A 22,946-nucleotide genomic window follows, 5' to 3' on the forward strand; every position below is an offset into this window, starting at 1 on the left:
TAAATACGGGCAAAAGTACACAATTTCCCCTAATTCGTGCAACGCACATTCACCTAAGCCACTTTTCCAGTGCAAATGCGGGACAAACAGCGCCCTCCAAACGGTATGAAAAGCCATAACCTCTCCCCTACTTCCGCAGCCGAAATCACGATGCCTTGGCAGCACTGCTTAGGGCACTATCACACAAGCCAATCGCCACGCTCACTGCCCCTGCCCACCGAGGAGGAAAAATGAAGTAGTACTGGTCACTGCATCGACCAGTACTGGTAGACATTAGTGACCAGTACTGCTCCGCGGTGTGACCAGTACTGGTCCGATCGCTGACCAGTACTGGTTACTTTCACCCCCTTCACGAGCCCACTCTACACGCGCTTCGGCAGAGTGTTCTTTGCCCACCACTTGGGATGTGCGCCATAGACACATTCGCTTCCTTTACGCCTTCCCTCTATTTATCGTATCTTTGAGCATATACATGGTCTCGAACCACATACACAATCATCACTATAAGCAATGGATATAAAGAAACCCCTTCTCTGTGGGCTTCTCCTCGGTGCGGCGGCACTCTCCGCCTCTGCACAGGAACGCCCACTCTGGCTGCGCTATCCAGCTATCTCCCCTGATGGCAAGACGATCGCCTTCGCGTACCAAGGCGATATCTACACCGTACCCACCGTGGGTGGTGAAGCCCGTCGCCTGACCTCGACCGAAGCCTACGAGTGCTATCCCGTCTGGTCACCCGATGGCAAGCAGATCGCCTACACCTCCGACCGCAACTCCTCTGGCGTCAACATCTACATCATGCCAGCGGGTGGCGGTAAGGCTCGTCAGCTGACGACCCACTCGGGGCGTGAGATCCCCCAGGCCTTCACTCCCGACGGCCGCTATCTCATCTTCAAGGCACACATCCAGGATCCTGCCAGCTCCGCCCTCTTCCCCAACTCCCTGCTCACCGAGCTCTACCGCGTGCCCGTCACCGGCGGTCGCCCCGAGCAGATCCTCGCTACTCCCGCCGAAGCTGTGAATGTCAGCCGTGATGGCCGACGCATCCTCTATCAGGAGATCAAGAGCTTCGAGAACGAGTGGCGTAAGCACCACACCTCCTCTGCCTCACGCGACCTCCTCGAGTACGACTTCGACAAGAAGACCTACCGCTTCGTTGCCCGCCACGATGGCGAAGACCGCGATCCCGTCTACTCCCCCACGGGTAAGTCCTTCTACTTCCTCAGCGAGCGTAATGGCGGCTCGATGAACGTCTACGAAGGCAACCTCGCTGGCCCCGCTACCGAAGCCAAGGCACTCACCCAGCTCAAGGGCGACCCCGTGCGTTTCCTCTCCAGCTCAGCCGACGGCCTGCTCTGCTTCGGCTATGCCGGTGAGATCTACACCCTCGTCCCTGGCCGCAGTGAGCAGCGTGTGCCCATCCGCATCTCCAAGGACCAGGCTTCCGACGAAGAGCTACACCTCGCGATGAGCCGTAGCCTCGGCTCTGCCGCAGTCTCTCCCGATGGCAAGCAGATCGCCTTCCTCTCGCGTGGTGATGTCTTCGTCACCGCTACCGACTACACCACGACCCGTCAGATTACGAAGGGCTCACAGGCCGAGCGTGGTGTCAGCTTCGGCGCGGACAACAAGTCCATCGTCTACGCCAGCACCAAGGACGGCTCATGGGATCTCTACATCGCTAAGGTCGAGCGTGGCGAAGATCAGAACTTCCCCAACGCCATGGCTATCAGTGACGAGAAGCTCATCCCCTCGCTCAAGGGCGAGAAGATGTATCCCTCCTTCTCTCCCGATGGCAATGAGGTAGCCTTCCTCTACCAGCGTGAGAAGCTCATGGTCTACAACCTGAAGACCCGTCAGACTCGTCAGATCACCGACGGCAAGCAGACGCTTGACCCCGACTTCGTATGGTCACCCAACGGGAAGTGGATCGCCTTCTCCTACGTCTCCCGCGGCCGTGGCCCCTACACCGACGTAGGTATCGTCAGCGCTCAGGGTGACCAGCCCATCCAGAACCTCACGAACAGCGGTTACTTCAGCAGCAATCCTCGCTGGTCTACCGATGGGAATATCCTCCTCTACGCTACCGATAAGTATGGTATGCGCAACCACGCTTCGTGGGGCTCCATGAACGATATCATGGCGGTCTTCCTCAATCGTGCTGCTTACGAGAAGTTCCGCATGAACGACGAAGACCTCGCCCTCCTCGAGGAAGCCGAGAAACAAGCCAAGGCCGACACCACGAAGACGAAGAAGGCTCAGCCCACCAAGAGTACCAACGGCGTCATCGAATGGGACAACCTCGACCTGCGCACCGTACGCATCACCCCCGCCTCTTCGCGCCTCGGCGACTACATCCTCTCGCCTGACAACAAGAAGCTCTTCTACTTCTCCGCTACCGAAGCTGGGCAAGACCTCTGGGTCTACGATATGCGCAAGGGCACGACGCAGCTGCAGAAGAAGATGAACCTCTCCTCTCCCTTCTTCGCTTCGGACAAGAAGGGCACGAAGTTCTTCATCCTCGGTGCTTCGCCCATGACGCTCGATCCTAAGACGGATGCCACGAAGGCCATCACGATGGCTGGCCACCGCCGCATCGACCGCATCCGCGAGCGTGAGGTCATGTACGAAGAAGTCGTCCGCGAAGAAGAAGCACGCTTCTACCGCAAGGATATGCACGGCGTGAACTGGAAGAAGCTCACCGACCACTACCGCACCTTCCTCCCCTACATCGACAACAACCAGGACTTCGCCGAGATGCTGAGCGAGCTCCTCGGCGAGCTGAACGTATCCCACACGGGCTCGGGCGCTCGCGCCTCATCGTCGGCCTTCCCCACAGCTGAGCTCGGCCTCTTCGTCTCGCCTGTAGCAGGCTCTGGCGCCCTGCACGTCGACGAAGTCGTGGCAGGTGGTCCCTTCGACAACTCCCGCACGAAGCTGCAGAAGGGCAGCCTCATCACCGCTATCGATGGCGAGACGCTCGAGGCAGGCAAGGACTACTTCCCTCTGCTGAACGATAAGGTAGGCAAGCGCCTCCTCGTCTCCTTCCGCACTGCATCGGGCGAGCAGGTCGACGAAGTCATCCGCCCCATCTCCTCCTCTGCCCTCAATGATCTCCTCTACAAGCGCTGGGTCAAGCAGCGCGCCGAAGAGGTAGAGCGTGTATCGAAGGGTACACTCGGCTACGTCCACATCCCCTCGATGGGTGACCCCAGCTTCCGCACGGTCTACTCCGACGTCATGGGCAAGTACTATCAGAAGAAGGGTATCGTCATCGACATCCGCTACAACGGCGGTGGTCGTCTCCATGAGGATATCGAAGCCTTCTTCACGGGTAAGCACTACGCTGACCAGGTCGTCCGTGACCGCCAGTACTCGGAGATGTCCTCCCGTCGCTGGAATCGCCCCTCCGTCCTCGTCACCTGCGAAGCTGACTACAGCAATGCCCACGGTACGCCTTGGGTCTATCAGCACCTCAAGGTCGGTAAGGTCGTCGGTATGCCCGTAGCTGGTACGATGACCAGCGTGAACTGGGTGACGCTCCTCGACCCCAGCGTCTACTTCGGTATCCCTGCCGTAGGCTTCCGTCTCTTCGATGGTCGCTATCTGGAGAACACCCAGATGGAGCCCGACGTCGTCGTGCCTCTTGATCCCACGAAGGTGCTGCAGGGCGTCGACACACAGATCGAGAAGGCCGTCGAGGTCCTCCGCGCTGAGACGAAGTAATCCCCCGCACTTCACTAATCGTATTTATATAAGCGTAGCCCCTGCATCCCGAGTGATGCAGGGGCTACGTGCGTAATGGCGTATCTTTGCGCCCGATGAAGAAGACCCATCCCACCCCATCCACCCAAGGCATCGACCTTCGTGATGTGCAGCGCCGCCTCGGTAGCTGGTACGACGAATATGCCCGTGCCCTCCCCTGGCGCGAAGATGTATCAGCCTACCACGTCATGCTCTCCGAGATCATCCTCCAGCAGACGCGCGTGGATCAAGGGATGGCTTATTATCATCGCTTCACCGAGCGCTTCCCCACCGTACAAGACTTAGCTGCTGCGAGCGAAGACGAGGTACTCCTCCTCTGGCAGGGCCTCGGCTACTACTCCCGTGGACGCAATCTCCTGCGTACCGCACAGATCATCGTCTCGGACTTCGGCGGAGAGATCCCCCACACCCCCGAGGGGCTGAGCCGCTTGCCAGGTGTCGGGCCTTATACGCGCGGTGCGATCCTCTCCTTCGCCTACAACCTCCCTTACCCCACTGTGGACGGCAATGTCTACCGCGTGCTGAGTCGCCTCTTCGGCTCTACCGAGCCCATCGATACGACACGTGGCGCACGCTCCTACTGGGATCTGGCGGAGGCCCTCCTCGACAAGGCGCATCCCAGTCGCCACAACCAAGCCGTCATCGAGCTGGGTGCCCTCTGCTGTACGCCCCGCCGCCCGCACTGCGACGCGTGCCCCATCGCCATGCACTGCCTTGCGCATCGTGCCGGCATCGAGGAGCAGCTCCCCATCAAGCAGGGCAAGACGAAGGTCCTCCCCCGCCACATGGACTACTTCCTCATCCGCCTTCCCCACGCATCGGGGGGCGAAGGCCTACTCATTCGCCGTCGTGGTGCTGGCGATATCTGGCAGGGGCTGTATGAATTCCCCCTCATCGAGACGGGAGAGACGGGTGTCACCGTCGAAGAGCTGACGAAGCTCCCCGCCTTCGGTGACCTCATCGCCGCACTCAGGCGCCCGACCTTCCACCCCACCCCCATCGCACAGTGCTCGCACAAGCTCTCCCACCGAGCTATCTATGCCCGCCTCTTCCTCATCGAAGCCGAGGGCCTCAGTGCGACTCTTCCCTACCAGCACATCCCGAGCACAGAGCGCAGTAGCTACGCCTTCCCCGTACTCATTGAGCGCCTCTTAGAGCAAGTGCCCTAGCGGAGGGCGTACGACGCAACTATAGTCCTACCTAAATCAACCGATATTGGTCAGCGGGCGAAGCTATATTGGTCGCTGCGACGACCAATATGAGTACGTAGGCAGAGCTATATAGGATGGTGAAGAAAGCTATATAGCTTTGTGAAGTGACCTCTATTAGGTTGTTGCTCTACGTAGGGATAAAAGTTGCGGACGAGTGGTAGATAAGTTTGGGCTACGTACGTGGATCTAATATCTACGTACATGGATATTTGGACTGACGTGCCTGGTCTTTAAGACTACGTACATAGATAGAAGAAAACCACTACGTGAAGGCGCTTTTTTCTTCGCGAGAATGATACTTTTCCCTCCGCTGAATAAGAGGAATACTCACGATAAGGCAAAGGGCTTGCGTCTCACTTCGGAGAGGCGTATCGGGGAGCTGGACGTGCGATGCCTTAGCAGAACAAATAGAGGACAGGACTCTGCCGCAACAGTCCCCGATATAGGTTGACTCGATGACCAATATAGGTCACTACCTCCCCCTAATATTGTGGGTCAGACGCCCCCCGCGAATTATGGTTGGATAAAATTCCCTATCTTTGTGGCTCAAATTGCAGAACATAGCAAAGTATAAGCAACTAATATATTAGACAAACGAGATGAAAAGAACGTTCCAACCATCGAACCGCAAGAGAAAGAACAAGCACGGTTTCCGTGCACGTATGGCTACGGCTAACGGTCGTCGCGTACTGGCTGCTCGCCGTGCCAAGGGCCGTGCGAAGCTGAGTGTCTCTGACGAGTACTAGGCCAAGCCTCTTGCATTTAGGTCACTGACCTACCCCTTAGAGGGCTCCCGTAGTGCGCACTACGGGAGCCCTTTTTCTTTGCCTTGATACGATGAACGCACCGAGGAACACGCACACATCCAAGCGAAGTGTGCATATTTCTCTATCTTTGTCCTGTCTCCCGTGAGGCAAGCGCCCCACTACGGGGCGACAAATCATCCTATATAGCAATGAAGAAAACGCTACTCCTGGGCCTCATCGCCCTCACCGCCGCCCCCGCAGTACACGCTGGGGGTCTGCTGAACAATACCAGCCTCCACGCCCTCTACCTGCGTAGCCTCGCTCGTAATGCCTCGCTCGCTATCGACGCGACCTACTACAATCCCGCAGGTCTTGTCTTCACGCCCGACGGCTGGCGCTTCTCGGTCAACAGCCAGACCGTACTCCAGCGCCGTGACATCGACGCTACCTTCGCCCCATTCGCTTACTCTACGGCAGGCACTACTACCAAGCGCTTCGAGGGGAAGGCCACTGCGCCCATCGTCCCCACGCTCATGGCTTCGTATAAGAAGGGTGACTGGGCATTCTCAGCTGTCGCAGGCATCTTCGGCGGTGGTGGTAAGGCCAGCTTCACGAGCGGGCTCCCTCAGTTCGAGGCGAACGTAGCACTCGTCCCCACGATCACACAGGCCATCGCTCAGAAGGCTACCGCTATGATCGCAGCGCTCCCTGCTGGAGCACTCCCCCCAGCAGCTCAGGCTGGCTTTGCCAAGCTCATCGACCCAATCAAGGCTGCCAACAAGTACTCCGTAGACAGCAAGCTCGAGGGGCTCCAGTACGTCTTCGGCCTGCAGGCTGGTGCAAGCTACAAGATCAACCAGCATCTGAGTGCCTACCTCGGTGCGCGTCTTAGCTATGCCTACAACACCTACACGGGCTACATCCGCAACATCCAGGTCAGCGGTGCTGACGGTGCTATGCACCACGCTCCTACCTACTTCGGCGCTATCGCCGTAGGAGCTAAGGCTGCCGAGCCTATCGTCAACAACCTGCCCGACGCCCTCAAGCAGCAGGTACAGCCTGTCCTCGCCGTCCCTGGCCTTCTGGCAAAGAACACCCTCGACAAGCGCATCGAGGTCAAGCAGACGGGTATCGGTCTGGCGCCTATCGTCGGGCTGAACTTCAACTACGAAGGGCTGAACGTAGGGGCACGCTATGAGTTCCGCACCGCTATCCGCGTGAAGAACACGACTGAGGCCAATGACTCGGGTATGGAGCAGTTCGCCGACGGTGCTAAGGTCGCCAACGACCTGCCCGCTGTACTCGGTGTAGGGGCTTCGTACCGTATCCTCCCCACGGTCACGGCTGCAGTCAGCTACAATCACTTCTTCGAGAAGTCTGCGAATATGGCTGGCGACAAGCAGAAGACCCTCAAGGGCAACACGAACGAATACCTCTTCGGCCTCGAGTGGAACGCCCTCGACTGGCTCGACGTCAGCGGCGGTGTGCAGATCACACGCAAGGGGGTGAGCGATGCTTATCAGAGCAACATCCACTTCGACATGAGCTCCACGTCCTACGGCCTCGGCGTCGGCCTGCACCTCACGAAGGAAGCCCAGCTGAACCTCGCCTATATGATCTCCAGCTACGGCGATCACAAGAAGGCTGTCAGCACCTACGCGGCTCAGCCCGCCCTTGGCATCGCCCTCCCTGGTAGCGAGGTCTATTCGCGCAAGAATCAGATCTTCTCCATCGGTCTCGACTACACGCTCTAAGGCCGAGCAAGTCCCGCTAAACGACCGAGCCCCGACCTCCCACATGGGAGATCGGGGCTCGATCATTTGGTAGCTACCGTAGCCTAACGGCTGTGCTCACAGCACCAGTCGTAGGCATTGCGGAAGGCCTTCATCCATGGAGTCACCTCGTGCTCACGGCGGTCAGCCTCGGGGTAGTAAGCGCACTGCCAGGGGAAGATCGCACGCTCGGGGTGAGGCATGAGAGCCAGATGACGGCCATCAGCGCTGCAAAGCCCTGCGATAGCGTCGGGTGAGCCGTTGGGGTTCGCGGGGTACGCATCATAGGCATAGCGTGCGATGACGTGGTAGCGGTCGCTGTCGTAGGGGAGGTCGAACTTCCCTTCGCCGTGAGCTACCCACACACCGAGTGACGCACCAGCCAGATCACGAAGCATCACCGAGTGGTTCTCGGGGATCGTGAGGCTGACGAACGAACTCTCGAACTTGTGCGAGTCGTTGTGCGCCATCTTATGCTTCAGCTCGTGCTCAGGATAGAGGAGCTCCAGCTCGGCCATCAGCTGACAGCCATTACAGATACCGAGGCTCAGCGTGTCGGGGCGTGCGTAGAAGCGGTCGAGCGTAGCCTTCGCCTGCTCGTTGAAGAGGATACCTGCTGCCCAGCCCTTAGCCGAGCCGAGTACGTCAGAGTTCGAGAAGCCACCGCAGAAGACGATGAGCTGTACATCATCGAGCGTCTCACGACCCGAGATAAGGTCGGTCAGATGCACGTCCTTGACGTCGAAGCCAGCGAGATAGAGGGCGTAGGCCATCTCACGCTCACCATTCGTCCCCTTATCTCGGAGGATGGCGGCACGGACAGGCGCCTTCGCTGTGCGGTCGGGATCGAGACCGAGGTCAGCGAGCTTACCCGTGAAGCCCTTAGGAGCCGTGAGGCGGAGGGGCTGATTCTTATAGCCTTCGTAGCGAGCCTTAGCCAGCTCTTCGCCGCTCTGATACTTGTCCATCAGATAAGAGGAGCGGTACCAGAGGTCGCGCTTGGCATCGATGTCGAGCGTGAGCGTGGACTTCTTGCCGTAGCTGACAGAGAGCGTGCGACCGTCGGCCGTAGGCGTGGCGATGCGAGCGAAGCCGATGCTGGCATCACGCAGTACCTCTTCGAGGACTTCGGGATGCGAGGTCTGCACGAGCACACCGGGGTTCTCGGCAAAGAGGAGCTTGACGATATCGGCCTCAGGGAAGGCCGCGAGGTCGACCGACAGCCCGCCCTTCGTAGAGGGGAAGCACATCTCCAGCAGTGCCGTGATGAGACCACCGCCCGAGATATCGTGACCAGCCGTCAGCACACCGCGCTGGATGAGCTCCTGCACAGCGGTGAAGGCTTCGCGGAAGTACTCAGGCTCCTCGATGCGGGGCGTCTCATCACCGAGCTGACCGAGGGCCTGTGCGAAGGCTGAGCCACCGAGCGCCAGCGGAGAGAAGCTGAAGTCGATATGATAGACAGGGTATGCGGGATTCGCGACGAGTACAGGTGAGAGGATCTTCTTCACGTCAGAGAACTCACCGATAGCGCTGATGATGACGGTACCTGGGCTCAGGACCTTCTCGCCGTTGGGGTACTTCTGCGTCATGGAGAGCGAGTCCTTACCCGTGGGGATATTGATGCCGAGCGAGATCGCAAGGTCCGAAGCAGCCTCTACGGCGTCATAGAGACGAGCATCTTCGCCCTCATTGCGGCAGGGCCACATCCAGTTGGCACTGAGGGAAACGCCCTCGAGGCCATAGGTAAGGGGCGCAAAGACAATGTTCGTCAGTGCCTCAGCGATGGCAAGCTGGCTACCAGCGACGGGGTCTACCAGTGCTGCTACGGGAGCGTGACCGATAGAGGTAGCGATACCAGCACGACCGCGGAAGTCGACAGCCATAGCACCGCAGTCGCTCAAGGGCAGCTGGATCTCACCCTGACACTGCTGGCGAGCCACACGGCCCGTGACGGAGCGGTCGACCTTGTTCGTCAGCCAGTCCTTACAAGCGACACCCTCCTGCTGCAGCACCTCATCGAGGTAGTGCTCGACGTGAGCAGCGTCATAGCTGAGGGCGGGATAAGTCTTATCGATATGCTTGTCGACCATGTAGGTCTTGGGCGCCGAGCCGAACATATCCGACAGCGCCAGGTCAATGGGCTTGTCACCTCCTGCCTCTTCGAAGGTCAGGTGCATATCGTCCGTGGTGCGACCGACGACGTACATCGGAGCGCGCTCACGCTCGGCGATACGGGCGATGCGCTCTACGGCGTCACCCTTGACCAGAAGGCCCATACGCTCCTGGCTCTCGTTGCCGATGATTTCCTTCGACGAAAGGGTCTCATCACCGATGGGGAAGGCGCTGAGGTCAAAGTGTCCGCCCGTCGTCTCGACGAGCTCGGAGAGGCAGTTCAGATGCCCCCCTGCCCCGTGGTCGTGGATGGAGATGATGGGATTGTCTTCACTCTCCGAGAGCGTGCGGATGACGTTCTCGACGCGCTTCTGCATCTCGGGGTTGGAGCGCTGTACGGCATTGAGCTCGATAGCACCGGCATACTGCCCCGTGTTCACAGAGCTGACGGCACCACCGCCCATACCGATACGGTAGTTGTCACCACCTAGCAGGACGACCTCTTCGCCAGGCTCGGGAGTGCCCTTCTGTGCATCGCTGCGGCGGGCGTAGCCGACACCACCAGCGAGCATGATGACCTTGTCGAAGCCGTAGGTAGGTTCGTCGGCCTTGCCTTCGTGCTCGAAGGTCAGCACCGAGCCACAGATGAGCGGCTGACCGAACTTATTCCCGAAGTCGCTCGCACCATTGGATGCCTTCGTGAGGATCTGACGGGGCGTCTGGTAGAGCCAAGGGCGGGCAGCGCTGTGCTGCTCCCAAGGGCGATCGGCAGCCGTGCGGGGGTAGCTCGTCATGTAGACGGCCGTCCCTGCCAGAGGTACGCTGGCACGACCACCAGCCATACGGTCACGGATCTCACCACCGGTACCGGTAGCAGCGCCGTTGAAGGGCTCGACGGTCGTGGGGAAGTTGTGCGTCTCAGCCTTGAGGCTCAGCACGCTGTCGATGGACTTACGGACGAAGAAGTCGGGCTTATCCCCCGTGGCGGGAGCGAACTGCTCAAGGTCGCTGGGGCCATCGATGAAGGCCACGTTGTCCTTATAAGCCGAGACTAAGTGATTGGGGTTAGCGGCGCTCGTATCCTTGATCATCGAGAAGAGGCTACGCTCTTCTTCCTCCCCGTCGAGGACGAAGGTACCACCGAAGATCTTGTGACGGCAGTGCTCGCTATTGACCTGCGAGAAGCCGAAGAGCTCGCTGTCGGTGAGCGGACGCCCGAGACGCTCGCTGAGCCCCTCGAGGTAGGAGATCTCCTCATCGCTGAGAGCCAGACCGTGAGCGTCATTGTAGGCGCGCACGTCCGTGATATGCTCGATAGGCGCTGCCGTGATGTGCGTGTCGAAGACCGTAGCATCGATCCCCTCATAGAGGGCCTGCAGCATGGGGTCGAAGGACGCATCGGGGCCCGAGACCTCGCTGAACTCCTCGATACGCGTGACCGTGGGGATGTTCATATTGCGCACGATCTCCACCGCATTGGTGCTCCAGGGCGTGACGAGCTCACGGCGCGTCCCGACGAAGAAGCCCTTGAGGGCGGGGGTATCAAGCAAAGTAGCCCCACCAAAGAGCCAGGTGAGGCGATCGAGGGCTTCGGCAGCCAAGGGCGCCGTGCTCTCCACGACATAAAGCACGGGGGAGCTGTGCTTCCTAAAGAGAGTAATCATTCGGAGACTATAAATATTGTCGTAAGAGGGATGTGATCCTGAGGAGATCGAAGCAGAGGGGCGGGGCGCTGAGGCCTCTTCCCTATGAGCAAAGATACGGAAAAAGGCAAGGCCTCACTGCCCAGAGCCAGGGGCTCTAAGCGGTGAGGCCTTGTAGTGTGTCGGCGAGCATAGCTTACGACGGTGCGGTAGGCTTTAGCTCGGGATGCGGAGGGTACGCCCTGTGGAGAGCTTGGCGCGGGCGGAGATGCCGTTGGTGCGGCAGAGCTTGCTTACCGAGACGCCATACTGAGCTGCGATAGCGCGGACGGTCTCGCCCTTCTTGATGCGGTGCGTCTTGAACTGCTCTTCGTTCGACTCGCCACTCTTCTTAGGCTTGGCAGCTGCCTTAGCTACTGCGAAAGAGCGGGGCGTGCGATAGGCACCCTTGACGAAGGCGAAGACGTCATAGCGTGGGACACCTGCCTGGAAGTCGAAGAGGTCCGATGGATCAATGGGGATACCCATGAAGCGTGCTTCGAAGTGGAGGTGGGGTCCAGTAGAGCGGCCCGTGCTACCGCCGAGACCGATGGGGTCACCAGCGCGGACGACCGTCCCTTCGCGGACGATGGAGCGACTCATGTGGCCGTAGACCGTCTCCAGACCATTGGGGTGGCGGATGACGACGTAGTTGCCGTAGCCTCCACCTTCGTAGGACTTGATACGCACCTTCCCAGAGAAGGCTGCACGTACCGTGTCCCCGTGGCTCAGCTTGAGGTCCGTCCCGTAGTGCATACGCCCGAAGCTATGGCGATAGCCGTAGTTCGAGGTGATTTGTCGGGTGGCGATGGGCATCACGAACTCCTGCAGGTCGATGTCTTGGCGGTCGGGGATGTTGACCGACATACCTGCGAAGGGGTTTACGTGACTTCCCCAGGACTCTTCGCCATAGAGCTCAGAGGCCGGTGCCTCGAGATCTTCGTTTTGCTTCTTAGCTTTCAGATCAGCCTCGCGACGCTGCTTCTCCTTGGAGAGACGATTCTTGATCTCGAGTCGGTCGGCCAGGAGCAGGTGTTCACCAGTGGTGCTTGCCTGCTGACCGGCTGTCGTGCGTGTCTCCTTCTTTGGTGTCTGAGCCTTCCCTGAGGGGGGCGTTGCCGCCCAGGCAGGGAGTGTCGTGGCAGCCAGACACAGAGATGCGCATAACAGTCGCATTCTTTTTCTTGTCATACCAGCTTTTGATACTACATTAATGATAATACCTGGCGGGAGCGCGCCTCCCGTCGGTGTGCACGGATGCAAAAGCATATACCATGCGACAAATGCAAAGATAACCAAATAGTTACAAACGCCAACACTGCACAAGCGCGCAGTATATGTGCAGTCCCCGACCTACTTTCTGCCCTTCCGAGCCTCAGGTGTTGGGTGCATTCACCTTAATAACGTGGGGCTTTTTACTCAAGGTATATCCCTCGTCACTCGCACCACCTCCGACAGCTCACGGGACCGCTTCGTGAGGGAGTTTGCAGATTTACTTCCCCTTGCGGTCGGTCTGCTCGATGGTCTCGTTGCCCTGTCGGGTACGGAAGCGCTTCCCGAAGCTATAGGTCAGCCCCAGACGCACGCCGCTACTATGATTATTCGTCACCCAGCGGGTCTGCGTGACATCACGGAAGAAGTAGCGGGTATCGGTGCGCATCGTCCCCCAGGGATTGAGGAGGGAGAGTGTGAGGGAGAGGCGGTCGTCGAGGAAGCTCTTATTCACCTCGAAGTATACGTAGGGCAGGTGGTCACGCTGGTAGGAGAAGGTCAGCTCCCTACCCGACCACTGCGCATAGATGGTGTACGTCCAGTCTCGGCTCGTCGTGTAGCTGAGGTTGAGCGTACCCCGATAGAAGAGCCCACTCCCGCCAGCGCTCAGGGCGGTGAGGCGATGCTCGGGCGCTATCTCCTTCGTGACATAGCCGAGGGCCGTCCCGAGGTTCAGATTCATCTTATGCTCGAAGAAGGAGCTATTCACACCCAGCGAGAGGGCGTAGGCGGTGCTCCGCCCTACGTTCGCCCAAGTCTCCAGCTGAGGATCAGCAAGCGCATGGATACGCCCGATAGCGTCCAGCGTCCGAGTGTAGGTGAAGGCCGTCGAGAGGAAGGTCTGCTTGAGCTGACGCTGGTAGCGGAGTGCGAGCGTATGGGTGCGTTCATTGGCGATGCTCGCATTCCCCTCGGTGTATTCGGTGTCGGAGGTATAGTAGCGTGTGGGGTCTACGATCTCCCCCGTGGGGCGGGAGACGCTGAGGTCATAGCTCAGCTCGACGGCATCACGCGCTCCACTATAATAGAGGCTGGCGTAGGGAAGGACGTACCAAGCACGACGCGTCAGTGTGGAGAGGCGCTGCTCATCGTACTGCATATCCAGCAGGAAGTCCCCACCCCACTGCCCGTCCCAGCTGACCTCATCGCCCAGCTTGAGGGCATGGATCAGGCTCTTATAGCGCTGGGGGCTATAGCTCGAGCGGGTCTCACGGTGCGTCAGGGCGTAGCTGGTATTCAGCTTATGCCGACCCGCACGCCCCTCGAGCTTCGTCTGATAGGTCAGGTCGCCCGTGAGGCTCCGATAGGTATTCTCCGCCTCGTGCGTAGCTGTCTGGAGGCTCAGCTCTTGGCGGTCCCACTCACTCGCTAGATGCCCACGCAGTCGCAGGAAGCTCTCGCCCCACTTATAGCGGCTCGCCAGATGCCCCTGCAAGACCTGCATATAGCCCGTCTCATCCAGCCGCTGGGAGGGAAGGGCATCTTGGGTGGACTCGCTGAAGCCACTATGGCCATTGCGCGAATACATCGCGACGAACGTATTATCCCAGTGCTTGCTGGGGAAGAAGTCAAAGCGCAGAAGCGAGCTTGCCTGCTTGGTCTTAGTCGTCGTCTGATGATGCCAGCCGTGTGCCACCCCCGCACTCTTGCGGTCGAGCTGTGAGGAGATCTCCTGCCGACTCCATAGCGCCGAGGGGACGAAGGTCAGCACGGTCGTCGGGGTCTGTAGGGTAAGGTTGGCACTCGCCGAGTAGCGGGCGGGCTGACTTAACCCGAGGTCAATGCGGCCCTTGAACTCCCGCGTGAGACTGCGTAGCCTACGTATATTGATGCGGTCGCCATCGACACCACCTCGCAGGACCTCGATGCGCCAGATCGACTGCGCAGGGAGGCTTGCCAGCTCTTCGGGGCTGGCGGGTGCTCCGTCTATCAGCACCTGAGCGACCTGCTCACTACCCAAGATACTGTAGCCCGCACTCCCCATGAGAAGGCCAGGCACATAGCGTAGCGCACGGTCGGCGGAGGCACCCTTCGGCACACCCTTCGCCTCGAGCTCAAAGATCTGCTTGTGGATATTGCCCGTATTGATCTTGCGATAGCCGATGACGTTGACGCCCTCGAGCTCGTTGTCGGGGGTCGCGATACTATCTGTCGTGGGCTGCTGAGCCGCTCCACTCAGGCGAATACCAAAGAGGAGGGCAACAATAAGGAAGCGCGTAGCCTCTGGGATGTGCTTCTTCATAAGGCCCTTGATTCGGGAAGATGGTTATTATGCGTGCGCCCCCTCATAAGGGGCGTGTGTGTACTGCAAATTTAGAAAAAGAAGGGGATAAGCAGAGTCCCTTCTGCATCAGCTACTTTGCGCGGAGCGGATACTAACCAATAGTGGTGGGTGGTGTGAAACACTATTGGTCTGCGGTCGAACCAATAGTGGTCCGTGAGCAAAACTATATTGGTCGGCGCGCGAACCTATATTGGTCGCAGCACCGACCTATATAGGATGGCGCAGCAAGCTATATAGCATTGTGAAGTGACCTATATTGGGTTGTTGCTCCGCGTAGGGATAAAAGTTGTGGACGAGTGGCAGATAAGTTTGGACTACGTACGTGGACGATAAATCTACGTACGTGGATATTTGGATTTACGTGCCTGGTCTTTAAGACTACGTGCATAGACAAAGGAAAACCACTACGTGAAGGCGCTTTTTCCTTCACGAGAAGGACACTTTTCCCTCCGCTGGATAAGAGGAATACGTGCGATAAGGAAAAGGGCTTGCGTATCACGTCGGAGAGGCATATCGGGGAGCTGGGCGTGCGATGCCTTAGCACAATAAATAGCGGGCAGGACTCTGCCACAACAGTCTCCTATAGGTTCGCACCACCCCATAAGAGAGGTACACAGCTTGCACACGGGCACAAAAAAAAGTTGGCACCCGCAGATGGGTGCCAACTTCTCTATGATAATAAGGAGGGAGCGAGGCGGGCGCTATCGCTTGTGACGCTCGAAGAAGCGGCGGGCGAAGTCCTTGCAGACCATCGGCAGGCGTACGAGCTTGTCAGCGGGAAGCGTGGAGCGACAGCGCAGGTAATAGGTGCGCTCCAGCTCGGCTTCGCGGACGTGGAAGTCCAGCATCTGCTCAAGGTGGGTATTCAGCTCGGCTTCGGTCAGCGTCTTGTCGCCCTGACGTACACGGCGGCCGAGGGTTTCGGTCGAGCGCCATAGAGCGAAGCGCTTATCGTCAAGTTCGTTTAGCACGGGCATCAGTGCATCAACTTCGCCAGCGGTGAGGGAGAGCTCACGCATCAGGAAGGCACGCTTCTCAGCACGCACCTTCTCGCGCATATCCTTATGATGGTCGGCGCCCTTCTTCTTGGCTTGTGCGGACAGTCCACCCGTCAGGAGGAGGATGGAGCAAAGGATATAAAGGATTCGCTTCATTGTCTTCGTAGGGGTTAGCGGGTGGTAGTAAAGGAGGTATTCGTCATCGTCCCGAGGTCGGAGAGGAGCAAATTGTAATAGGAGTCATATCCTGCTACGGCCGTCATGCGCTCACCGTAGTCGGCGTAGTAGTTGGCATACTCGTCTTCGCTACTGAACTCAGTCTGGGCCGTAGCGACGGACTTATCCTCGGCAGTCTTCGGTGCGAAGGCACGGAAGATGAGGTTCATCGCGACGAACATCGCCGCCAGATAAGCGATGGGGCGCAGGCGCGTCCATAGGCTGATGCGGGGAGCTTCGGCGACTTCCTCGGGGGTCTCCTCGGGGATCTTCGCCATGATACGCTCCTCGAGGCTATCGAAGTAGCCCTCGGGGATGCTATAGTGCCCACGACTCTCGGCGGGAGTAGGTAGGTTAGTTTGCTTATTCATCTCTAAATATATGCGCCCTTATCGGGGCTTCACTCTGTGTGACAACTGGTAGGGGAAAAGGTTTATTCGCTGCGCTGAAGTTCTTCGGTTACCTTCTTCATCGCGTGGTGGTAGGAGGCCTTGAGTGCGCCCTCAGACGTGCCGGTAAGTGCGGCCATCTGTTCGTAGGGCATCTCATCGTAGTAGCGGAGGCGGAAGACCAACTGCTGCTTGGCAGGTAGGCTCAATATAGCCTTCTGCAGGCGCACCTCTGCCTCATCGGCATCGAAGTACTCGTCGGCCGTGAGGCGATCCAGCAGATAGAGTGAGTCACCCTCCTCTGAGGGGGAGATGACGTTCTCCTCTTCGTGGCGACGCTTCTTGAGGAAGTTCAGGGCCTCATAGAGGGCGATTCGGTAGAGCCACGTGGAGACCTTCGCCTCGCCACGGAAGCCTTCGATAGCCTCCCAGGCCTTGATGAAGACGTTCTGCACGAGGTCATCGGTGTCGTCGTGGTTGTAGACCATACGGCGTATCTGCCAGTAGATCTGCTGCGAGTAGAGGCGCACGACCGTGGTGAAGGCGCTTCGCCGGCGCTCTGGGTCAGCCAGCGCACGCTGGAGCTCCTCTTCAGTGACAAGTGGTTGGGGCATCGTCAAGATTTCTTTGACTTCAGGGTAGCAGGGGCTTTCTTGGCTTGCGTCGGGCTATCGGAAGTACGGCTGGGCTGGATCGCGTAGACGAGCTCGCCGTCCTTCCCGAGGCTGACGACGAAGGTCTCACCCGTATGGAGCTTCTCCTCGAGGATGTGCTCGACGCAGGGATCCTCCACGAGCTGCTGCAGACGACGGCGCACGAGGCGGGCTCCGAGAGCGCGATGCGCCTCATCGATACCGACGAAGCGCTTAGCTTCCTCAGTGAGCGTCAGGCCATAGCCCGAGGCTGCGAGGCGCTCTACGATAGGCTTCAGCTCCAGCGAGACGATCTGCAGGAGCGACTCATCTGAGAGGCTCTCAAAGGCGACCGTACCGTCCAGACGCCCCAAGAACTCGGGGCTGAAGGTGCGCTCCAGTGCCTTGCGGACAATGCCTTCGCTACGCTCCTGCCCATTGCTGAGGCCAGAGAAGCCGACGGAGCGGGCAAAGTCCTTCGCTTCGCGCGAACCGACATTGCTCGTCATAATGATGATCGTATTGCGGAAGTCCGCCGTACGCCCCTCCGAGTCTGTCAGACGGCCATCGTCGAGGACCTGCAGGAGGAGATTATAGATATCGGGATGGGCCTTCTCGATCTCGTCGAGGAGGACCAAGCGATGGGGGCGGGTACGCACGGGCTCCGTGAGTTCGCCACCATTGCCGTAGCCGATGTAGCCAGGAGGAGGGCCGATGAGTCGGGAGACGCTATGACGCTCGGCGAACTCACTCATATCGATACGCACCAGCGCCTCTTCACTGCCGAAGACCTCCCTCGCCAGCGCCTTTGCCAGATAGGTCTTCCCTACGCCCGTCGGGCCAAGGAAGAGGAAGGAAGCTATGGGATGCTGTCCGTCACGCAGCCCGAGACGGGCACGCTGCACGGCACGGCTGACGACTGCCACGGCATTATCCTGCCCGACGATACGGCTGCGGAGCTTCGCGGGGAGCTCACGTAGGCGCTGGAGCTCGGTCTTGTCCTCGATCTGCTCCACGGGGATATTGAGGCGACGAGCCAGACCCTGCAAGAGGTCGTCACGGCTGACAGTCCCCTTGCTTCGCGTGCCGCTTGTCGTGCCATAGAAGTGGCGATGCAGGCGACGGCGGGTCTCGCTGGCAGCAGCATCGAGGATCTCACCGAGGGCGTAGAGCGCAGGCTCCTGCGGGAAGTAGCGCTGAGCGAGTGCCAGCAGCTCCTCGTAGGGCGTCTGATAGCTCACCGAGTGGTAATCCGCGAGGAAGGCACGACGACGCTCGAAGGCCTTACGGAGTGCCTCGCCCTCGAGGGGCTTGATGATGTACTTCGCCGTACTGAGCGAAGCGGCTTCGCTGCGCTCGACAGACTGGCTGTAGGTAGCGGGAGTAGCGTGGGCAATGCACTGCATACGGCGCCGTGCAAGTCCTACAAAGAGAGCTTCCAAGACTTCGCCACCCGTACGACCGAGGGGCTTCAGGAGGCTGAGGTCACCGATATAGAGGAGCACAGAGGGATCGGCCTTGAGTCGCTCAAAGAGTGACTGCAGGTACTGCTCTGCCCCACCCATCATCTGGCTTGCAGAGGCTAAGCGCAGCGGGTCAAGCTCCAGCACCGACTGGTAGCGGAAGCCCTGTGGCGTAGCACTCAGCTTATCGGCTACACTCGCACTACCGCCCTTAGCATCCAGCTCAGCACGGCGATCCATGTGACGAACAAGCGCCTTGATGATAGGCTCGGGGCTGTCGTGGAGCTCATGCACCAAGACGACCGAGGGATAGCTCTCACGTGAGAGTATCTGTATGAGGTCACGCGCTTCATCATCATAGGGCATCGGCTCCACCTTCCCCTCATGGGTTGTGGGGGAGGTGCTCGTCACACGGCGACCGAAGTCAGCGTAGGGGAAGCTCCCATCCTTCGGGGCTTCTTCGCCCTCGGGGAGCTTACCGAGCATGCGGTCGACCTGCGTGCTGATGCTCTCAGCGAGTGCCTGCAGGAGTTCGTCGCTGGGTGGCAGTTCGCCATCGCCACCGAGCCCAGGCCCCTTCATCTGCGCCAGATCTATGCGAATGGGGATACGGCGGACGCGGTCTTGGGACAAGACGATCGCCTGGGCCTGCGCTGAAGGTTTATCCGAGGCAGGCTGGCTTGGCTTGGGCTCCGCGAGCTTTGGAGCGCTCTCCTCAGCGGTAGTCTTACTGCCCTCAAGGAGCATAGCGACACGATGGAGCTGGGGGTCGGTATGCTCGTTGATGCGGTGGGCTACGAGGTAATGCGTGAGGAGCGTCGGGGGCGAACAGAAGTATAGGCTATAGAGGAGGTGCAGCGCACTGATGGCCTGCGCCCCGAGGAGCGTGGAGATCTGCGCCGCACGCGCCAGCGTGCTATGCGCTTCGATGCTGTAGAAGACGTGTGCGGGGTCTTCCTTATCGTCCGGCTGGATATGCTCGTCCACCTCGCGCAGCACCTCCTTCACGGAGATATTACGATCCATCAGGAAGCGGATAGCGGCGCTGGTGCCTTCGCTGAGCACGCCCCACAGGAGGAGGTCATTCGTGATCTCGCCACAGCGCAGCTCCTTGGCGTGCTCGGCAGCGAGCTCGAGGGCCGCACGGAAGGTATCGGTATAGTTGTACTTGACAGGATTACGCTTCATCTCTGTGTCCGCTTAGGATTTGACTTGGATAGCATGCAGCTTGGCGTAGTGTCCGCCGAGTGCGAGGAGCTCGTCGTGCGTACCCTGCTCGACGATACGTCCGTCATCGACGACGCAGATGACGTCGGCATGGATGATCGTCGAGAGGCGGTGGGCGATGACGATGGTCGTACGGCCCTCCATGAGGTGATCCAAGGCACTCTGCACAAGGCGCTCGCTCTTGGTATCGAGGGCCGAAGTGGCTTCGTCGAGGATGAGGATCGGGGGATTCTTATAGACGGCACGGGCGATAGAGAGGCGCTGACGCTGACCACCGGAGAGCTTACCCCCACGGTCACCGATATTGGTATCATAGCCTGCAGGCATCTCATTGATGAACTCATCGGCGTGCGCGACTTCGGCAGCCTGACGCACCTTCTCGAGGGTAGCACCCTCGACACCGAAGGCGATATTCTCAAAGACTGAAGCATTGAAGAGGATGGGTTCCTGATTGACGTTCCCCATGAGGCGGCGCAGATCAGCTACCGCGACCTCACGAATATCTGTGCCATCGATGGTGATGCGCCCCTCGACGACGTCGTAGAAGCGTGGGATGAGGTCCACGAGCGTACTCTTCCCCGAGCCCGAATGCCCGACGAGCGCGACGGTCTGCCCCTTGCGGATCGTGAGATCTACGTCACGTAGTACCCACTCCTCTGCGTAGCGGAAGGAGACCTTCTCGAGACGGATCGCCTCGTTGAAGACGACGGGCTTAGGCTCGGCAGGGTCTGTGATCGTGCTCTCGGCCTGGAGGATGCGGTCAACACGCTCCATCGAGCCCATACCACGGCGTATAGCATAGGCACCCTTGCTGAGGTCCTTCAGCGGGTTGATGAGGCTGTAGAAGATGACGAGATAGTAGATAAAGGTCGAGGCATCGATGCTGCTATCTCGATTGAGGATGAGCGAGCCGCCATACCACAGCACGATAGCGATGGTCGCTGTACCGAGCAGCTCACTCACGGGGTGCGCGAGGAGCTGACGGCGATTCACACCGATGACCGTCTGGCGGTACTCCTCGTTGGAGTCACGGAAGCGCTTGTCGACGAACTCCTCCGCGGTGAAGGCCTTGACGATACGCAGCCCGCCGAGTGTCTCCTCGACCTGACTGATGAGCTGCCCCCACTGGTTCTGCGCCTCGAGGCTAGTGCGCTTGAGCGACTTCCCTACGCGTCCCATGACGAAGCCCGCGATGGGCAGGACGAGGAAGACGAAGAGGGTGAGCTGCCAACTGATGACGAGCATCGAGCCGAGGTACACGAAGATGAGGATAGGGTTCTTCAGAAGGAGATCGAGCGAACTCATCACGGAGTTCTCCACCTCCCCGACGTCCCCCGTGATACGGGCCAGCACGTCACCCTTGCGCTCTTCGCTGAAGAAGCCCAGCGGCAGGGCAAGGATCTTTGCATTGAGCTGATTGCGCAGGTCACGGACGACCCCCGTACGGATAGGCACGAGGAAGAAGCCCCCGAGGTAGGTAGCACCGACCTTCAGGAGCGTCATCAGCACCAGATAGATACCGAGGATGATGAGCGTGTAAGAGGCTCCCTCGGTCTCGATAAGCTGAGAGACGAAGTAGCCGAAGTTATTCGTCACCACCTCCTTCATCTGCGACCAACCCGCTTGGGTGGTGAGGTCAAGCGAGCTGAAGGGGATATAAGTCGTCACCCGCTCCTCGATCTGGAAGAGGATATTGAGGATGGGCATCACGAGGGCGAAGGCCACCAGATTGAGCAAAGCGCTCAGGATGTTGAAGAGCACCGCAAGGCTCAAGTACCCCTTATAATAAGGAGCGATGAAGCGGCGGATCAACATGAATATATCTTTCATCTATGCATCTTAGGGCTCGCATACCGCCCTTTCCCCGAGGGCAAAGCGGCGACACGGAGGCTACTTATCCTAATCTAATATTACCCCCAAAGATACGACAATGCCACGGCTTACTCCTTGGCTACTGTTCTGCTATGACTAAACACCCTGCAAGCAAATACCCCTACGCCTGCGCTTAGATACACTTCACCCTCCTATAGCAGGCAAAGCCATAGGAGGGTGAGGGACTTAAAGACTACGAGATAGCTATACTCAGATCGATCTCATCGCTCCCCCTATCTCCATAGGGAACACCTCGTGACCAAAATTCGATCTGTCCCTTAATACTACATGGCTGACCATATAAAGGATCCGTTCGATCATCTACTGGCATGAATTTACCCAATGTAAAGGTATCATCACCTGTTTCTCGTTCAATAGCGAACTCTATGATGTGTCTCCCCGAACCAGGAAGAAATTTTTTTCCCACACAATCCTCTGTAACAGTACCACCACGTACAAGTTGCCGAATATACTCAAATCCCCCACTGGGTTCAATTATGATCGGTTGACCTATCTGAGAAATAATCAAACGTCCCATATAGGTAGTTGCATATCGTATCCACCATCTAACGATAAATCCAACCTGTTTTTGAGCAGTAACCTTAATATATAGGCGCTTACTATTGGCATCCACCCCTATTACTCCACGGCACTTACGATTTGAGGTTTTCCCAAAGGCATTATTTGCCCGGAAGCCATGAGAATGGATAGGATACAGTGAAACCTCTTTGTAACTCCCAGATGCACCTATCGCCTCGTCGTAATTATCAGAAAGCCCAAGAGTACAAATTGAGTCTCCTATCAAATAATGACCCGATTTATTCGCAATCATAGATTCAGACAGCGATCGAGCTCGACATACTGGATATGGATCGTATGCACCATCAACCGTAGAGACCCGATAAAGAGCATATAATTGCGACTTTATCTTTATTGTTTGGTACTCATCCCCTTCCAAAAACAAAACTGAGTCACGCATAATTCCATCTGATATAGATCGCTCAACGGCTCTATAAGAAGAGAAAAAACTATGCTTCTGTACAAAGCTATCTGTTTCAGGAACATGCTGAAGGTAGTGCTGGAGAGACATCACATTCTTAAATTTCAGAGTCTGTTCACCCTCAAATTCCACCATTTGGGGGGCAGACACATAAGATTCTCCCTCATTTATCGATTCTTGTTTTAATGGATGCTCCAGGTCTGGAGCATCGGAAGAACAAGAGAATAAGAATGGCACTACCATACAGAGTAGTGTAAAAACACTATAATAAATTCTCATACTCGCTATTGTTTAGAGTTACA

Annotated in this window: 13 protein-coding genes; 4 read left to right on the top strand and 9 right to left on the bottom strand. The window is 58.2% G+C overall.

The genetic code is table 11. The features are described 5' to 3' along the window. Positions 1-510: 510 nt before the first annotated feature. From IEX77_RS07800 to IEX77_RS07815, 4 genes are all read left to right on the top strand, one after another. Positions 511-3,726 (top strand): S41 family peptidase, encoded by a 3,216-nt coding sequence (locus IEX77_RS07800; protein ID WP_188808420.1) that lies wholly within the window; start codon positions 511-513, stop codon positions 3,724-3,726. Positions 3,727-3,821: 95 nt separating this feature from the next. Continuing rightward, positions 3,822-4,934: an A/G-specific adenine glycosylase gene (gene mutY, locus IEX77_RS07805; protein WP_229770840.1), complete on the top strand. Its 1,113-nt coding sequence runs from the start codon at positions 3,822-3,824 to the stop codon at positions 4,932-4,934. Between the two features lie 641 nt (positions 4,935-5,575). Beyond that, positions 5,576-5,722, top strand: coding sequence for a 50S ribosomal protein L34 (gene rpmH, locus IEX77_RS07810; protein ID WP_009432805.1), 147 nt, complete (start codon positions 5,576-5,578; stop codon positions 5,720-5,722). 209 nt (positions 5,723-5,931) lie between these two features. After that, the gene (locus IEX77_RS07815; protein WP_188808422.1) at positions 5,932-7,476 is read left to right on the top strand and encodes an OmpP1/FadL family transporter; all 1,545 of its coding nucleotides are present in this window, start codon (positions 5,932-5,934) and stop codon (positions 7,474-7,476) included. An 83-nt stretch (positions 7,477-7,559) separates the two neighbouring features. On the opposite strand, the gene purL is transcribed toward IEX77_RS07815, so the two are convergent. The 9 genes from purL to IEX77_RS07860 all read right to left on the bottom strand — a co-directional run bounded on the left by purL (position 7,560) and on the right by IEX77_RS07860 (position 22,923). Further along, the gene (gene purL, locus IEX77_RS07820; protein ID WP_188808423.1) at positions 7,560-11,273 is read right to left on the bottom strand and encodes a phosphoribosylformylglycinamidine synthase; all 3,714 of its coding nucleotides are present in this window, start codon (positions 11,271-11,273) and stop codon (positions 7,560-7,562) included. A gap of 195 nt (positions 11,274-11,468) precedes the next feature. Then, a complete protein-coding gene (locus tag IEX77_RS07825; RefSeq protein ID WP_229770841.1) occupies positions 11,469-12,482 on the bottom strand; it encodes a peptidoglycan DD-metalloendopeptidase family protein in 1,014 nt (337 codons plus the stop codon). Positions 12,483-12,783: 301 nt separating this feature from the next. Next, entirely contained in the window at positions 12,784-14,805 is a 2,022-nt protein-coding gene (locus IEX77_RS07830; protein ID WP_188808424.1) for a TonB-dependent receptor, read from the bottom strand. Between the two features lie 743 nt (positions 14,806-15,548). Beyond that, positions 15,549-16,001: a hypothetical protein gene (locus IEX77_RS07835; RefSeq protein WP_188808425.1), complete on the bottom strand. Its 453-nt coding sequence runs from the start codon at positions 15,999-16,001 to the stop codon at positions 15,549-15,551. 14 nt (positions 16,002-16,015) lie between these two features. Next, the gene (locus tag IEX77_RS07840) at positions 16,016-16,432 is read right to left on the bottom strand and encodes a hypothetical protein (protein WP_188808426.1); all 417 of its coding nucleotides are present in this window, start codon (positions 16,430-16,432) and stop codon (positions 16,016-16,018) included. A gap of 62 nt (positions 16,433-16,494) precedes the next feature. After that, entirely contained in the window at positions 16,495-17,064 is a 570-nt protein-coding gene (locus tag IEX77_RS07845) for an RNA polymerase sigma factor (protein WP_188808427.1), read from the bottom strand. Positions 17,065-17,066: 2 nt separating this feature from the next. Next, positions 17,067-19,733: an AAA family ATPase gene (locus tag IEX77_RS07850; protein WP_188808428.1), complete on the bottom strand. Its 2,667-nt coding sequence runs from the start codon at positions 19,731-19,733 to the stop codon at positions 17,067-17,069. A 12-nt stretch (positions 19,734-19,745) separates the two neighbouring features. Next, on the bottom strand, positions 19,746-21,602 hold the full coding sequence (locus IEX77_RS07855; RefSeq protein WP_188808429.1) for an ABC transporter ATP-binding protein: 1,857 nt from the start codon (positions 21,600-21,602) through the stop codon (positions 19,746-19,748). Between the two features lie 235 nt (positions 21,603-21,837). Next, positions 21,838-22,923: a hypothetical protein gene (locus IEX77_RS07860; protein ID WP_188808430.1), complete on the bottom strand. Its 1,086-nt coding sequence runs from the start codon at positions 22,921-22,923 to the stop codon at positions 21,838-21,840. Positions 22,924-22,946: the final 23 nt, after the last annotated feature.

Origin of the sequence: Porphyromonas pasteri (assembly GCF_014647755.1) — a bacterium.
Classification (GTDB): domain Bacteria; phylum Bacteroidota; class Bacteroidia; order Bacteroidales; family Porphyromonadaceae; genus Porphyromonas; species Porphyromonas pasteri.